The sequence below is a fragment of the Bacillus sp. GW823-FHT06A10 genome (genome assembly GCF_058795375.1).
Genome location: NZ_JBXAHT010000010.1, coordinates 1 through 15,671, shown reverse-complemented (window position 1 = coordinate 15,671; position 15,671 = coordinate 1). Strand labels below are relative to the sequence as shown.

General features: G+C 36.7%; 14 protein-coding genes and 2 riboswitches. Of the genes, 11 read left to right on the top strand and 3 right to left on the bottom strand.

Features of this window, described 5'->3' with window-relative positions; all coding sequences use genetic code 11:
* Positions 1-246: 246 nt before the first annotated feature.
* From tsaE to tsaD, 4 genes are read left to right on the top strand one after another with little or no spacing between them, the layout of a single operon-like run.
* Positions 247-720 carry a tRNA (adenosine(37)-N6)-threonylcarbamoyltransferase complex ATPase subunit type 1 TsaE gene (tsaE, locus tag AC1Q8M_RS27580; RefSeq protein ID WP_000049640.1) on the top strand — a complete coding sequence of 158 codons (474 nt, stop codon included), beginning with the start codon at positions 247-249 and terminating at the stop codon, positions 718-720.
* Complete coding sequence (tsaB, locus tag AC1Q8M_RS27575) at positions 701-1,393, top strand: tRNA (adenosine(37)-N6)-threonylcarbamoyltransferase complex dimerization subunit type 1 TsaB (protein ID WP_000865770.1); 693 nt, start codon at positions 701-703, stop codon at positions 1,391-1,393. Before tsaE ends, tsaB begins: the two co-directional genes overlap by 20 nt.
* Positions 1,394-1,407: 14 nt before the next feature.
* Positions 1,408-1,851: a ribosomal protein S18-alanine N-acetyltransferase gene (rimI, locus tag AC1Q8M_RS27570; RefSeq protein WP_000367207.1), complete on the top strand. Its 444-nt coding sequence runs from the start codon at positions 1,408-1,410 to the stop codon at positions 1,849-1,851.
* The gene (gene tsaD / locus AC1Q8M_RS27565) at positions 1,851-2,867 is read left to right on the top strand and encodes a tRNA (adenosine(37)-N6)-threonylcarbamoyltransferase complex transferase subunit TsaD (protein ID WP_000414595.1); all 1,017 of its coding nucleotides are present in this window, start codon (positions 1,851-1,853) and stop codon (positions 2,865-2,867) included. Before rimI ends, tsaD begins: the two co-directional genes overlap by 1 nt.
* 484 nt (positions 2,868-3,351) lie before the next feature.
* Here tsaD and AC1Q8M_RS27560 read toward each other — a convergent pair whose 3' ends face one another.
* Positions 3,352-5,286: an ABC-F family ATP-binding cassette domain-containing protein gene (locus AC1Q8M_RS27560; protein WP_000602180.1), complete on the bottom strand. Its 1,935-nt coding sequence runs from the start codon at positions 5,284-5,286 to the stop codon at positions 3,352-3,354.
* A gap of 186 nt (positions 5,287-5,472) precedes the next feature.
* Between AC1Q8M_RS27560 and AC1Q8M_RS27555 the strand changes: the two genes are divergently transcribed.
* Positions 5,473-6,102, top strand: coding sequence for a redox-sensing transcriptional repressor Rex (locus AC1Q8M_RS27555; RefSeq protein ID WP_000372699.1), 630 nt, complete (start codon positions 5,473-5,475; stop codon positions 6,100-6,102).
* A gap of 29 nt (positions 6,103-6,131) precedes the next feature.
* Here AC1Q8M_RS27555 and AC1Q8M_RS27550 read toward each other — a convergent pair whose 3' ends face one another.
* Together AC1Q8M_RS27550 and AC1Q8M_RS27545 are read right to left on the bottom strand one after the other, a co-directional pair.
* A complete protein-coding gene (locus AC1Q8M_RS27550) occupies positions 6,132-6,323 on the bottom strand; it encodes a YdiK family protein (RefSeq protein WP_001246204.1) in 192 nt (63 codons plus the stop codon).
* Positions 6,320-7,069, bottom strand: coding sequence for a CPBP family intramembrane glutamic endopeptidase (locus AC1Q8M_RS27545; RefSeq protein WP_000745326.1), 750 nt, complete (start codon positions 7,067-7,069; stop codon positions 6,320-6,322). The genes AC1Q8M_RS27550 and AC1Q8M_RS27545 overlap by 4 nt, the downstream gene beginning before the upstream one ends.
* 391 nt (positions 7,070-7,460) lie before the next feature.
* Between AC1Q8M_RS27545 and groES the strand changes: the two genes are divergently transcribed.
* From groES to AC1Q8M_RS27515, 6 genes are all read left to right on the top strand, one after another.
* Positions 7,461-7,745, top strand: coding sequence for a co-chaperone GroES (gene groES, locus AC1Q8M_RS27540; RefSeq protein ID WP_000917311.1), 285 nt, complete (start codon positions 7,461-7,463; stop codon positions 7,743-7,745).
* 38 nt (positions 7,746-7,783) lie between these two features.
* Positions 7,784-9,418, top strand: coding sequence for a chaperonin GroEL (gene groL, locus AC1Q8M_RS27535; RefSeq protein WP_001029992.1), 1,635 nt, complete (start codon positions 7,784-7,786; stop codon positions 9,416-9,418).
* A 140-nt stretch (positions 9,419-9,558) separates the two neighbouring features.
* Positions 9,559-9,660: riboswitch (purine riboswitch) on the top strand.
* 164 nt (positions 9,661-9,824) lie between these two features.
* The gene (gene guaA / locus AC1Q8M_RS27530) at positions 9,825-11,363 is read left to right on the top strand and encodes a glutamine-hydrolyzing GMP synthase (protein WP_000743908.1); all 1,539 of its coding nucleotides are present in this window, start codon (positions 9,825-9,827) and stop codon (positions 11,361-11,363) included.
* A 155-nt stretch (positions 11,364-11,518) separates the two neighbouring features.
* Positions 11,519-11,620, top strand: a riboswitch (purine riboswitch).
* Positions 11,621-11,748: 128 nt separating this feature from the next.
* Positions 11,749-13,074, top strand: a complete 1,326-nt coding sequence (locus AC1Q8M_RS27525) for an NCS2 family permease (protein WP_000833094.1) — start codon at positions 11,749-11,751, stop codon at positions 13,072-13,074.
* 145 nt (positions 13,075-13,219) lie between these two features.
* Complete coding sequence (locus tag AC1Q8M_RS27520; protein ID WP_000929891.1) at positions 13,220-13,921, top strand: response regulator transcription factor; 702 nt, start codon at positions 13,220-13,222, stop codon at positions 13,919-13,921.
* Positions 13,905-15,410, top strand: a complete 1,506-nt coding sequence (locus tag AC1Q8M_RS27515) for a HAMP domain-containing sensor histidine kinase (RefSeq protein WP_098366155.1) — start codon at positions 13,905-13,907, stop codon at positions 15,408-15,410. Before AC1Q8M_RS27520 ends, AC1Q8M_RS27515 begins: the two co-directional genes overlap by 17 nt.
* The last annotated feature ends 261 nt before the right edge of the window (positions 15,411-15,671 follow it).

Genomic DNA, 15,671 nt, shown 5'->3' with positions numbered 1-15,671 from the left:
CCGTGGTGTAGTGGTTAACATGCCTGCCTGTCACGCAGGAGATCGCCGGTTCGACCCCGGTCGGGACCGCCATTTTATATAAAGAAAAGAACGAAACAAATTGTTTCGTATTTTTTTATTTGTTTTAACAAAAAACTAATAAAGACAGTCAAACTATCCTTAGGACAACTCCTAAGGACTTTTTTATATATTCAAAACCTGTATAATAAAGAGCAGAGAACATTGTGAGTAAAGTAGGTGAAGTCTGTGAGCAAATATGAAGTAACAACAAAATCTTCTGCGGAAACACAAAGGTTATCAGAAAAACTAGGTGAACTCGTAGAGGCACAAGATGTAATTATTTTAGAAGGAGATCTTGGAGCTGGGAAGACGACTTTTACAAAGGGGCTAGCAAAAGGTCTTGGAGTGAAAAGAGTTGTAAATAGTCCTACCTTTAATATTATTAAAGAATATAAAGGAAGATTACCACTATATCATATGGATGTGTATCGCTTAGCAGAAAGCGAAGAGGACTTAGGCTTTGATGAGTATTTCTACGGTGAAGGAATTACGGTAGTGGAATGGGCTCATTTAATAGAAGCATATTTACCGAATGAAAAGTTACAAATTAGTTTATTCCATGCGGGAGATGACACAAGAAAAATTATACTCGAGCCAATTGGAGATCGCTATATTAGATTATGTGAGGAGCTATTACAAGATGAAAGTACTAGCAATTGATACTTCAAATTACGTAATGGGTGTATCCCTTATTGAGGAAGGAAACGTGATTGGGGAAATCATTACAAATTTGACGAAAAACCATTCTGTACGTCTTATGCCAGCTGTAGAGCAACTGTTAAAAGAATGTGGTGTAAAACCGAAGGAATTAACTAAAATCGTAGTAGCTGCTGGACCTGGATCATATACAGGTGTTCGCATAGGCGTGACAGCGGCAAAAACATTAGCTTGGTCACTTCAAATACCAATTGTAGGTGTATCAAGTTTAGAGGTAGTAGCTGCAAACGGTGCTAACTTTAATGGATTAATTTGTCCTTTATTTGATGGAAGACGTGGGCAAATCTATACTGGATTATATACATATGAAGGAGAGCAGTTAACTTCAATAGAAGAAGACCGAATTATTCTTATTGTGGACTGGTTGCAAATGTTAAAAGATAAAGGACAGCCTGTTTTATTTATCGGTAATGATGTTAAATTGCATAAAGAAATAATTATAGAACATTTAGGTGATCAAGCTGTATTCGCTCCGTTTACTAAAAATAATCCAAGACCAAGTGAGCTAGCATTCTTAGGGTTACAAAAAGAAGAACAAGATGTGCATACGTTTGTTCCGAGCTATCTTCGTTTAGCTGAAGCTGAAACAAAGTGGTTAGAAAGTCAAAACAAGTAGGGGCCTTGCAGAAGATGGATATGATATTTAGAAAGATGGAACTTGATGATATTGCTCAAATTGTAGCTATTGAAGAAGTGTCTTTTTCAACTCCTTGGACTGCAGATGCCTTTCACCGTGAATTAACGATGAATGAACATGCACATTATATTGTGTTAGAAAAAGATGGTCGTGTAATCGGATATTGTGGATTGTGGATAATTATTGATGAATCACATATAACAAATATAGCTATTTTGCCAGAATACCGAGGTCAAAAATTAGGAGATGCCTTATTGAAAGCAGTTATTTCAGAAGCGAAAGAACTAGGGGTAAAAACAATGACGCTTGAAGTACGTGTATCAAATGAAGTAGCAAAGCAGTTGTACAAAAAATATGGATTTCAAAATGGTGGAATTCGTAAACGATACTATGCAGACAATCAGGAAGATGGTCTTGTAATGTGGGTGAATATATAATGGAAAAAAATACGATTATACTTGGGATTGAAACAAGCTGTGATGAAACAGCGGTAGCGGTTGTTAAAAATGGAACGGAAATTATTGCGAATGTCGTTGCATCACAAATCGAAAGTCATAAACGTTTTGGCGGGGTTGTACCAGAGATTGCATCCCGTCATCATGTAGAAGAAATTACAGTTGTGTTAGAAGAAGCTTTAAAAGAAGCAAATATCACATTTGATGATATTGATGCAATTGCTGTAACAGAAGGGCCTGGTTTAGTAGGAGCACTTTTAATTGGGGTAAATGCAGCGAAGGCAGTAGCTTTTGCACATGATATTCCGTTAGTCGGTGTTCATCATATTGCTGGCCATATTTATGCGAACCGTTTAGTAAAAGAAGTTCAATTCCCGCTATTATCACTTGTTGTATCTGGTGGGCATACAGAACTTGTTTATATGAAAGAACATGGTTCATTTGAAGTAATTGGTGAAACGCGAGATGATGCAGCTGGAGAAGCATATGATAAAGTAGCTCGTACGTTATCTATGCCATATCCAGGTGGTCCTCATATTGATCGTCTTGCACATGAAGGAGAACCAACAATTGATTTGCCTCGTGCATGGCTAGAACCGAATTCATATGATTTTAGCTTTAGTGGATTGAAATCAGCAGTTATCAACACTGTGCATAACGCGAAACAACGTGGTATAGAAATTAAACCAGAAGATTTAGCGGCAAGTTTCCAAGAAAGTGTAATAGATGTACTTGTAACGAAAGCAGCTCGTGCAGCAGAGGCTTATAATGTAAAGCAATTACTTCTTGCTGGTGGAGTAGCTGCTAATAAAGGACTTCGTGCGCGATTAGAAGAAGAATTTGCACAAAAAGAAAACATTGAACTAATTATTCCACCGCTATCTTTATGCACAGATAATGCAGCAATGATTGCAGCGGCAGGGACAATTGCGTATGAACAAGGCAAGCGTGCAACATTAGCCTTAAATGCGAATCCAGGATTAGATATTGAAGCATAGTTATGCACATAATTAACCACAGCTTGTGGATAAAACCCATATTATCTGTTGATAATGTGGGTTTTGTTGTGTATATAAAGTGTTGATATCTTTTTTGATAGTTGTGGATAATGTGGAAAAGTTGTTTTGATAGCTATTTTATAAAGGTGGATATGTGTATAAGTTTGTGGATAAACTAGATGAAGTCTGACCTTTGAATATATTGTTTTTCGGGAAATAAAAAGTAAGAAGATATCCCTGAAAAACATTTTGAAATATCCTTCTATTATAGAGGGTGCTGATATTGTCAATCCTTGTCGGTAAATCGATATTTCGTGTCGAATCGTTTATATATATAGGGTTACGATAGATGTATTTGAAAATTGGTTGATATATTCCGAGTTACCATTGATATATTCAAAAAATTATTTATGTACTTAAAGAAAAAAGATGTCACATAGTCAAAAATCATGACTGATGAGACATCTTCCTTATTTAAATACTCTTATACATGCAGCTCTTCCCACTCTGCCATACAAGTTTCAAGTTGTACTTGTAGCGTTTGTTTTTTAGTTGTAATTTCACTCGCTTTTTCATAATCTGCATATATTTCTGGTAAGCAAAGTTGATCTTCTAACGTAGCAATTTCTTCTTCTAAGTTTACGATGTTTTGTTCTAGTTCTTCAATTTTTCGAGTGCGTTGACGTTCTAATTGTTTACGCTCTTTTTCTTCGAGATAATTTAATTTTTCTTGAGCTACAGTTTTTTGAACAGGTGCCTGATTTTCTTGCTGTTCAAGTTGTTCAAATGCTGCGCGTTCAATCATTTCATTTTTCTTCTCCACATAGTAATCGTAATCCCCTAAATATTCCTGTGCACCTTCTGTTGATAACTCAATCACAGTCGTTGTTACACGGTTAATGAAGTAGCGGTCATGTGAGACAAATAGAAGAGTCCCTGGATAATCAATTAAAGCATTCTCTAAAATCTCTTTACTATTTAAATCAAGGTGGTTCGTAGGCTCATCCAGAATTAATAAATTTGACTTTTGCATCATAAGCTTCGCAAGAGCTAATCGAGCTTTTTGTCCACCACTAAGGGAAGATACTGGTTTCAGTACATCATCTCCTGTAAATAAAAAGTTCCCGAGTATAGTACGGATTTCTTTTTCAGGTTGCAGTGGATATTCATCCCATAGTTCATTTAAAACCCGTTTAGAAGATGTTAAGTTTGCTTGTTCTTGATCATAATAACCAACAGATACATTTGATCCGAAAGAAACATCACCATTTAATAGTGGTAACTTATTCACAATAGATTTTAATAATGTGGATTTCCCAATTCCGTTTGGACCAACTAAAGCAACACTATCTCCGCGAGTTAAGCGCATAGTTACGTTTTCAATTATAGGGTCCTCATCATAGCCAATGGTTGCATCCTTTACTTGTAAAACATCATTTCCACTTTGCTTTTCAATATCGAAGTGGAATGATGCTGACTTAGAATCCCCTAATGGTCTCGTTAATAATTCCATTCTGTCTAGTTGTTTACGGCGACTTTGAGCACGTTTCGTTGTAGAGGCGCGAGCTATATTCTTTTGAACGAAGTCCTCAAGTTTTGCGATTTCATCTTGTTGTTTTTCGTAACGTTTCATTTCTTGCTCATATAATGCTGATTTTAAGTCTAAATATTTACTGTAGTTACCAACAAATCGTCTGCTTTCTTTATTCGAAATTTCATATACTTGTGTAACAAGTTTGTCTAAGAAATAACGGTCATGTGAAACGATTAATATTGCGCCAGGATAACCTTGTAAATATTGCTCAAGCCATGTTAATGTTTCGATGTCTAAATGGTTTGTAGGCTCGTCCAAAATAAGTAAGTCTGGTTTTGTTAATAATAATTTTCCGAGAGCTAATCTTGTTTTTTGCCCACCGCTTAAAGTAGAAATCGTCGTCTGGTGCGTTTCAACTGGGAAGCCAAGGCCGCTTAAAATGGAGCGAATATCCGCTTCATATTGATATCCACCTTGATCTTTATAATTGAGTTGCAATTGGTCATAATCAGCTAACAATCTTTCGTATGTAGCTTCGTTTGAAAAGTTTTCTTCTTTGCCCATTTCTTGCTCAAGCCTTCGAAGTTTTGTCTCCATTTGCTGTAAGTGGGTAAAGACGGTTAGCATTTCATCCCAAATTGTTAAAGACGTTTCTAGGCCGGTATTTTGAGCTAAATACCCGATTGAGACATCTTTCGGTTTTATAATTTCGCCACCATCATGTGATAACTCACCAGCGATAATTTTTAATAATGTAGATTTTCCAGCTCCATTCCTTCCAACTAATGCGATACGATCTTTTGTTTGTACTTCCAATTTTATGTTTGCAAGAATTGTTTCTGCACCGTATAATTTCGAAAGTCCATTTACTTGTAATAAAATCAATGTTTTCACCTCAAATAATTTCTTAACTTTGCCATGTTTATATTTCTCAATCATACTAAAAATAGTGTATAGTTTAAAATAAGAGAGAATACTTCTTCTCTTTATTATACAAGGAATTTAATGAGTGCTAAACTTCTGTATTTGATTAAAGTATATGAATAAAGATAGGAAGAGAGGAGAGGTCATATGGATCAGCAAAAGATTCCACAAGCCACTGCTAAAAGATTGCCTCTATACTATCGATTTATCCAAAACTTATCTCTTTCTGGTAAGCAGCGTGTTTCATCGGCCGAATTGAGTGAAGCGGTAAAAGTAGATTCCGCAACAATACGAAGAGATTTTTCGTATTTTGGAGCGTTAGGGAAAAAGGGATATGGATATAACGTAAATTATTTATTATCATTTTTCCGCGAAACACTTGATCAAGATGATATAACGCGTGTAGCACTTATTGGAGTAGGTAATTTAGGGACCGCTTTCTTACATTATAATTTCACGAAAAACAATAATACAAAAATTGAAATGGCATTTGATGTTAGTGAAGAGAAAGTTGGAACAGAAATCGGGGGCATTCCTGTATACCATTTAGATGAATTAGAAGAGAGATTATCAAATGATATACAAGTGGCAATATTAACAGTACCGGCTACAGTAGCACAAGCTGTAGCAGATAGATTAGCTGAAACGAGCGTGCATGGTATTTTGAATTTCACACCAGCACGATTAAACGTATCAGAGAATATTAGAATTCATCATATTGATTTAGCTGTAGAGTTACAAACATTAGTTTACTTTTTGAAAAACTATCCACAATAAAACGCAGAGGAAGCGACCTCTGCGTTTTATTATTGTTTCTTCTTTGTGAATTTAACTAATATAAGGCGAAGTGCCAAATTAAAATCAATTGTTGCCATAACTGCAAATAGTATTGTCCACACATTCCAGATTGTATCTGTCACGTTCGTAATGGCGAAGCGTGTAAAGATACATCCAAGAAGGAAGTATAGTGCAGCCATGAACAATGGTGAGTTTCTCATACAAAAAATCCTCCGATAAAGCCTTGCATTTTTTCAGCTTCTTTAATCATTTCTTGAATTTGCTCATTGCTCATAAAAATTTGCCCAATAGCGACTAATGTATTCATCGCAACATGAGCTGCAATCGGAACGATAATACGCTTCGTCTTCACATATAAGAAGGCGAATACGAGCCCCATAGCAGTGTATACCAATAAATGAGTAAAATCAAAATGAATTGCTGCGAATACAAGCGAACTAATGATAGCTGCGATAAAGAAGTTAAACTTCTTATAAAGTGCACCAAATAAAATTTTTCTAAATACGATTTCTTCTAAGATAGGTCCAATTATAGATACAACAATAAGGAACCAAGGTGTGGTTCTTGCAATCTCCATCAGTTTCATTGTATTTTCTGAACCTTGTTTAATTCCTAGCAGCTGCATCTCGATCATACCAGCAACTATTTGTGAAAAGAAAGCCAAGAAGAACCCGATGAAAATCCATCCAATAGTAGCTGGAGCAGAAGAGCGCTTTGGATCTAAATGCCTGTCACGAATATCCGTTCTAAGTAACCAAAGTACGATACATAATGCAACAAAGAAGCTAATAATTGCCCAGTGTCCCGTTATGATTTGTCCTTTTTCCTCAATGGTAAATCCTCTATTATCATAGAGTCCTGTTTTTAGGAGAAGTGGCAATCCAACAACGCCAGATAACTGCATTAAAATGTATGTAACGATAATCCACCAGTATTGTTTCTTCAAATGGTTTAACCATCCTTTCTAACTATAGTGTATGAGATAAGTTAGGATAACATGTAAATATGCTACCTACGATATAAACCTCACTTGAATTATGTTTTTTTCGTAAATCCTTATTTGAAATTATAATAGAAGACAGGAGAAAGTTGTGTGTGTAGCGAAAACAACTTAGGGTGTCCTTTCATATTGTAACATACGAGCAGTGGAAACAACGATTCATATAGTAAAGGCAGTATTCTATATAGAAAGTTTATATAGTGATTTGCGAAAAAATTATGATTTTTTTACTTGCAAAAGAAATTGAGATTATTTATTATTATAAGTGTGTTAGCACTCGGATGACTTGAGTGCTAATAAAAGAAATTTACATAACAAAATGAGGAGGTTATTGTTCATGCTAAAGCCATTAGGTGATCGCGTTGTAATTGAGCTTGTTCAAGCAGAAGAAAAAACAGCAAGTGGTATCGTATTACCAGATACTGCAAAAGAAAAACCACAAGAGGGTAAAGTTGTTGCAGTAGGTACTGGTCGAGTGCTTGAGAATGGTGAGCGTGTTGCTTTAGAGGTAGCAGCAGGTGATCTTATCATCTTCTCAAAATATGCAGGTACTGAAGTGAAATATGAAGGTACAGACTACTTGATTTTACGTGAAAGTGACATTTTAGCAGTTATCGGTTAATTATATAAATCTTAAAAAATCCAAGGGGGTCAATTATTATGGCAAAAGATATTAAATTTAGTGAAGAAGCACGTCGTTCGATGCTTCGCGGTGTCGACACTCTTGCAAACGCAGTAAAAGTTACGCTTGGACCAAAAGGTCGTAACGTTGTACTTGAGAAAAAATTTGGTTCACCACTTATTACAAATGATGGTGTAACAATCGCAAAAGAAATCGAATTAGAAGATGCATTTGAAAACATGGGTGCGAAATTAGTAGCAGAAGTTGCTAGCAAAACAAATGACGTAGCTGGTGACGGAACAACAACTGCAACTGTATTAGCGCAAGCTATGATTCGTGAAGGTCTTAAAAACGTAACAGCTGGTGCTAACCCAATGGGTCTTCGTAAAGGTATCGAAAAAGCTGTTACTGCTGCAATTGAAGAATTAAAAACGATTTCTAAACCAATCGAAGGCAAATCTTCTATTGCACAAGTAGCTGCTATTTCTGCAGCTGACGAAGAAGTAGGTCAATTAATCGCTGAAGCAATGGAGCGCGTTGGTAACGATGGCGTTATTACTTTAGAAGAGTCTAAAGGATTCACAACAGAATTAGACGTAGTAGAAGGTATGCAATTTGATCGTGGATATGCATCTCCTTACATGATTACTGATTCTGACAAAATGGAAGCAGTTCTTGATAACCCATATATCTTAATTACTGACAAAAAGATTTCTAACATTCAAGAAATCTTACCGGTATTAGAGCAAGTGGTACAACAAGGTAAACCACTTCTTATCATTGCTGAAGATGTAGAAGGCGAAGCTTTAGCTACATTAGTAGTGAACAAACTTCGTGGTACATTCAATGTAGTAGCTGTTAAAGCTCCTGGATTTGGTGACCGTCGTAAAGCAATGCTAGAAGATATCGCAATCTTAACTGGTGGCGAAGTAATCACTGAAGAATTAGGTCGTGACTTAAAATCTGCTACAGTTGAATCTTTAGGACGCGCTGGTAAAGTTGTTGTTACAAAAGAAAACACAACTGTAGTTGAAGGTATTGGAAATACAGAGCAAATCGCAGCTCGCATCGGTCAAATTCGTGCGCAATTAGAAGAAACAACTTCTGAATTCGATCGTGAAAAATTACAAGAGCGACTTGCTAAACTAGCAGGTGGCGTAGCGGTAATTAAAGTAGGTGCAGCAACTGAAACTGAGTTAAAAGAGCGCAAACTTCGCATTGAAGATGCACTTAACTCAACTCGTGCAGCAGTAGAAGAAGGTATCGTTGCAGGTGGTGGTACTTCACTTATGAACGTATACACGAAAGTAGCTTCTATCGTAGCAGAAGGTGACGAAGCAACAGGTATCAACATCGTACTTCGCGCACTAGAAGAGCCAGTTCGTCAAATCGCAATCAACGCTGGTCTAGAAGGATCTGTAGTTGTAGAGCGTCTAAAAGGCGAAAAAGTAGGCGTTGGTTTCAACGCAGCTACTGGCGAATGGGTTAACATGCTTGAGTCTGGTATCGTAGATCCAGCTAAAGTAACTCGTTCTGCACTTCAAAACGCAGCATCTGTTGCAGCTATGTTCTTAACAACTGAAGCTGTAGTAGCTGACAAGCCAGAACCAAATGCGCCAGCAATGCCTGACATGGGCGGCATGGGCATGGGCGGTATGGGCGGAATGATGTAATTCCGTTTGCCCTAAAAAACATCCATTTCTATGTAGAAATGGATGTTTTTTTATGTTTTTTAGAAAAGGAAATGAATTTCTGTAGAATTTTGTCGCTTTCTCTCTTGACCATATAGATACTTCATTGTTAGAATCTAGGAAGATAATATAAAACGATCCTTCATATATCCTCAATGATATGGTTTGAGAGTCTCTACCGGGTTACCGTAAACAACCTGACTATGAAGGCAGTGTGTCTTATATTTATAAAGAGCGGAGACTATCTTTCTTTATAAAGTCAGACCCCTGCCTTTTCTTTGTTATGAGACTAGAGGCGGAGGACTGGCTTTTTTTATTATATTAGTAATGCTTTTCGCCAAATTGGTGAAAATATTTATATACGAGAACTAACGTTGGGGTGATTATTTTGAAGAAGCAACACGATACAATTATCGTTTTAGATTTTGGAAGTCAATACAATCAGTTAATAGCACGTCGAATTCGTGAGTTCGGTGTATACAGTGAACTTCATCCACATACAATTACTGCAGAAGAAATTAAAGCAATGAATCCAAAAGGGATTATTTTCTCTGGTGGACCAAATAGCGTATACGGTGAAGGTGCATTACATTGTGATGAAAAAATCTTCGAACTAGGTTTACCGATCTTCGGTATCTGTTACGGTATGCAGCTTATGACACAACACTTCGGTGGTAAAGTAGAGCGTGCCAACCACCGTGAGTACGGAAAAGCTGTTCTTAAAGTAGAGAACGAATCAAAATTATATGCGAACCTTCCAGAAGAGCAAGTTGTATGGATGAGCCATGGCGACTTAGTAACTGGTTTACCTGAAGGATTCGTAGTAGACGCAACAAGTGAGTCTTGCCCAATTGCTGGTATGAGCAATGAAGCGAAAAACTTATACGGTGTACAATTCCACCCAGAAGTACGTCACTCTGAGCACGGTAACGATTTAATTAAAAACTTCGTATTCGGCGTATGTGGTTGTTCTGAAGGATGGAACATGGAGAACTTTATCGAAGTAGAATTAGAAAAGATTCGTGAAACTGTTGGAGACAAAAAAGTACTATGTGCACTTAGTGGCGGCGTAGACTCTTCTGTTGTAGCAGTATTAATTCATAAAGCAATCGGCGATCAGTTAACATGTATTTTCGTTGACCACGGTTTACTTCGTAAAGGTGAAGCAGAAGGCGTTATGAAAACATTTAGCGAAGGCTTCCATATGAACGTTATTAAAGTGGATGCACAAGAACGCTTCATGAATAAGTTAAAAGGTGTAGAAGATCCAGAACAAAAACGTAAAATCATCGGTAACGAATTCATTTACGTATTTGATGATGAAGCATCTAAATTACAAGGTATGGACTTCTTAGCACAAGGTACACTTTACACAGATATCGTTGAAAGTGGTACAGCAACTGCACAAACAATTAAATCTCACCATAACGTGGGTGGACTTCCAGAAGACATGCAGTTCAAATTAATTGAGCCTTTAAATACGTTATTTAAAGATGAAGTACGTGTATTAGGATCTGAACTAGGAATTCCTGATGAAATCGTATGGCGTCAACCATTCCCAGGTCCTGGTCTTGGTATTCGTGTATTAGGTGAAATCACAGAAGAGAAATTAGAAATCGTTCGTGAATCTGATGCGATTTTACGTGAAGAAATTATTAAAGCGGGATTAGACCGTGAAATTTGGCAATACTTCACTGCACTTCCTGGTATGCGTAGCGTAGGTGTTATGGGTGACGAGCGTACTTACGATTACACAGTAGGTATCCGTGCAGTAACATCTATTGACGGTATGACAGCTGACTGGGCACGTATCCCTTGGGACGTACTAGAGAAAATCTCTGTTCGTATCGTAAACGAAGTAAAACACGTTAACCGTATCGTGTATGATGTAACGAGTAAGCCACCAGCAACTATTGAGTGGGAATAGTATTGTAATAAAAAAGATCCATCTATCATTCATGAATAGATGGATCTTTTTGTTTTCGTTGTTAATACGAACGAAAATATAAAAAAATATAAAAATGTTCGCTTTTAAATTGACAAAAATACATTCAAGAGTTAATATGAGTATGTAATTCAAACGAAAAGTGAATATTATGCCGTCGTATAATATCGGGGATATGGCCCGAAAGTTTCTACCTAGCTACCGTAAATGGCTTGACTACGAGGCGTTTAGATAAAGATGAGGGGAAACTTGTCTTTATTCATAGAACGCTTCCATGTATATGCAATGGAAGCCTTTTTTATTTTTAATAGATAAAAGAGGGCTAGGGAGATTACGGCGAGTAATCATATAACGGGGGAAACGTAGGATGAAACGCTATTTTCAATTTGATGAGCTCGGTACGAATTATAAGACTGAGTTCATAGCGGGGTTAACAACATTTCTATCTATGGCTTACGTACTGTTTGTCAATCCTGCTACGCTGTCGCTTGGAAATGTTAAAGGGTTACCAGCAGGTACAGGGATGGATCCAGGTGCAGTATTCGTTGCTACGGCATTAGCGGCAGCAATCGGTTCGTTAATTATGGGTATTTTCGCGAAGTATCCAATTGCTTTAGCGCCAGGTATGGGAATTAACGCGTTCTTTGCTTATACAGCAGTGTTAACGATGGGTATTCCGTGGCAAACGGCCATTGCCGGAACATTAATGTCAGGTATTATCTTTATTATTCTTACTGCTTCAGGTATTCGTGAAAAAATCATTAATGCAATTCCATCGGAGTTAAAGTTTGCAGTAGCAGCAGGTATCGGATTGTTCATTGCATTCCTTGGATTCCAAAATGCTGGAATTATCGTGAAAAACGATGCTGTTCTTGTTGGGTTGGGGGACTTAACAAAGGGCACAACGTTACTAGCAATCTTCGGGGTTGTTACGACAATCATCTTCATGATTAAGAAAGTTAATGGTGCTGTATTTTACGGTATGATTCTTACAGCGATCTTAGGAGTGGCAACAGGATTAATTGATACTCCGAAAGCTGTAGTGGGAGCAATACCGAGTCTAGAACCAACGTTCGGTGCTGCGTTAACGCACTTCGGAGATATTTTTACAGTTCAAATGGGGATTGTTATTATAACGTTCTTCTTTATCGATTTCTTTGATACAGCAGGTACGCTTGTAGCGGTTGCGAATCAAGCTGGATTAATGAAGAACAATAAATTACCACGTGCAGGAAAAGCATTATTTGCAGATGCGATTGCGACTGTAATTGGTGCGATCTTGGGTACATCAACAACAACGTCTTACATTGAATCGTCTGCAGGGGTAGCAGCGGGAGGACGTTCTGGATTTACAGCAGTTGTAACAGCAGGATTCTTCTTACTGGCACTATTCTTCTCGCCATTACTAAGTGTTGTAACGCCAGCTGTAACGGCACCAGCTTTAATTATTGTAGGAATCTTGATGGTTTCTTCTTTAGGGGAAATTGATTGGAAGAAATTCGAGATTGCAGTGCCAGCATTCTTTACAATTATCTCTATGCCACTTACGTATAGTATCGCAACTGGGATTGCGATTGGATTTATCTTCTATCCAATTACAATGGTTGTGAGTGGTCGTCGTAAAGAGGTTCATCCGATTATGTATGTTATGGGAGTTTTATTCGTACTATATTTCATCTACGTTCGTAAATAAAAGGGGTTTTTTCAAAGGTCTAGACTTAAGGGGAGTCTAGACCTTTTTTGCGTCTTCAGAAAAACTTAAGGATTTCCGAGCGTTTTTCTTCAGAAGTTTTCCTATAATAGAAGTTAGGGATTAAAAAAGTAATGGGGGAGATATTGTGGCACACGAAACAATACTTGTCGTAGATGATGAAAAAGAAATTCGGAATTTAATTACAATCTATTTAAAGAATGAAGGATATAAAGTATTACAAGCAGGGGACGGAGAAGAAGGGCTACGTTTACTGGAAGAAAATGAAGTGCATCTAGTCGTATTAGATATTATGATGCCGAAAGTAGATGGTATTCATATGTGTATGAAAGTAAGAGAATCGAAAGAGATGCCTATCATTATGCTTTCTGCGAAAACGCAAGATATGGATAAGATTTTAGGATTAACAACAGGAGCAGATGATTACGTAACGAAGCCCTTTAATCCATTAGAGTTAATTGCACGAATTAAATCTCAGTTACGCCGTTATATGAAAATGAATGGTTTTGCTATTCAAAATGAGGACGAGCTAGAAATTGGAGAGATGAAAATAAATATCTCGACCCATAAAGTTATTGTAGAGGGAGAAGAAGTGAAACTAACCCCAAGGGAATTTTCAATTTTAGAATTGCTAGCTAGAAATCCAGGTATGGTGTTTAGTGCGGAGCAAATTTATGAAAAGGTGTGGAACGAACGATCTTTCCAGTCTGATAATACTGTAATGGTGCATATTCGAAAAGTACGTGAAAAGATTGAGGAGAATCCAAGGAAGCCTAGATATATAAAAACAGTATGGGGAGTGGGGTATAAGATTGAAAAAGATATTTAATCCGTTTACTTATGTTCGGAAAATTCGAGAATTAATTGGAAAGATAATAAAGAGCGTGAAACGGAGTATAAGGATTCAACTTATTACGGCGTTTACTGCTTGTGCGTTATTAGGTCTCTTTGTATCAACGAAGATAGTAGCACCTATTTTTGAAGATGCTAGCCAGCATGCCGAGATTAATTACAGAGATGGTATGGAGCAAATTAATCGTAAAGCTCAAAGTACAGCGGAAATGATGGTTGCTGAAAATAAATTAGATGCTGTACAAAATATGATAGAACTAGAAAATGAGAATTTAGAGCAAGGGCATGATGCCTTTAAAATATTAGTTACTGACGAAAATGGTAAAGTTTTGTATAAGACGAAGCAAGCGCAAGAAGAACAAATTAATTTGCATAATACAATTCGTAATGCGACTTCATTTGCTATCAATTATTCAAATAATAATGATATTGAAAGATCAAGAAAAGAGTTTATTACATTCTCGCCTATTACAATTGAAGGTAAGAACTTATATATGTTTGTAAGCGGGATTCCTCAAGGCGAGGTAGTGTATTATAAAGTAGAAGGACCATTCCCATTTTTAATTGGTGTCCTTGTATTCATTTTCTCTTTCTTCTATATAACAAAGAGAAAGATGAAGCAGATTGAAGCAATGGCAGAAGGTGTAAAGGAAATAGAAAAAGGAAACTTAGCGTACCGCATTGAGAAGAAAGGTGAAGATGAGATTGCGTCTTTAACTGAGAATATTAATAATATGGCGGAAGAGCTTATGAATAATATAGAAAAAGAGCGTAAATTAGAAAAGCAGAAAAATGAGCTTATTACGAATGTATCTCATGATTTACGTACACCGCTTACTTCTATTATGGGTTACTTACGATTACTTCGAGATTCTAAATATGAAAATCAAGAACAACATGATGAGTATACGAGAATTGCTTTTGCAAAGTCGGAGCAGCTAAAGAATTTAATAGAAGATTTATTTGAGTATACGAAGTTAACAAATGAACAAGTTATATTAGAAAAACAAGAAGTTTGTATGAATGAGTTACTCGAGCAATTAATAGAAGAATTAGTACCGCAGGCGGAAGAGCATGGACTTACGTTTGTTAAGAAGTTTCCTGAGGAACGTGCTTATGCATCGATTGATTCGGAAAAGATGGTTCGTGTATTTGATAATTTACTAACTAATGCGATTAAGTATAGTAAAGATGATGGGGAGATAAAAGTTTCTCTTCAAAGGCAGCGCAGGGATATACAAATTGTAATTGCGAATCATAGTGAAGAGTTTACGAGAGAAGAGTTAGCGAATTTGTTTGAACGTTTCTATAAGAAGGATCAATCTCGAAGTAGAGTAACAGAAGGTTCTGGACTTGGGCTTGCGATTGCGAAAAGTATTGTTGAGTTACAAGGTGGTAGTATTCGAGCTGAATATGAGGAGGGTATTATTCGATTTATCGTCTCTTTACCTATTATAGAAAAATAATAAACGATAGCGTGTTACATGATAAAAAGACTTATTTTAAAAAGAAATAAGTCTTTTTATATTTTTTTAGAAAAACATATTGACTATTAGAGTTTAGAGGTGTAGTATTATACGAGTCGCTGATGACAACAACGTCGAAAGCGGCAAACGAAATGAAAAACTTAGTTGACATTACAAAATAGAAATGTTAACATAAGGAAGTCGCAAATGAGCGACCAAGTAGTTCTTTGAAAACTGAACGAAACAAACAACGTGAAACGT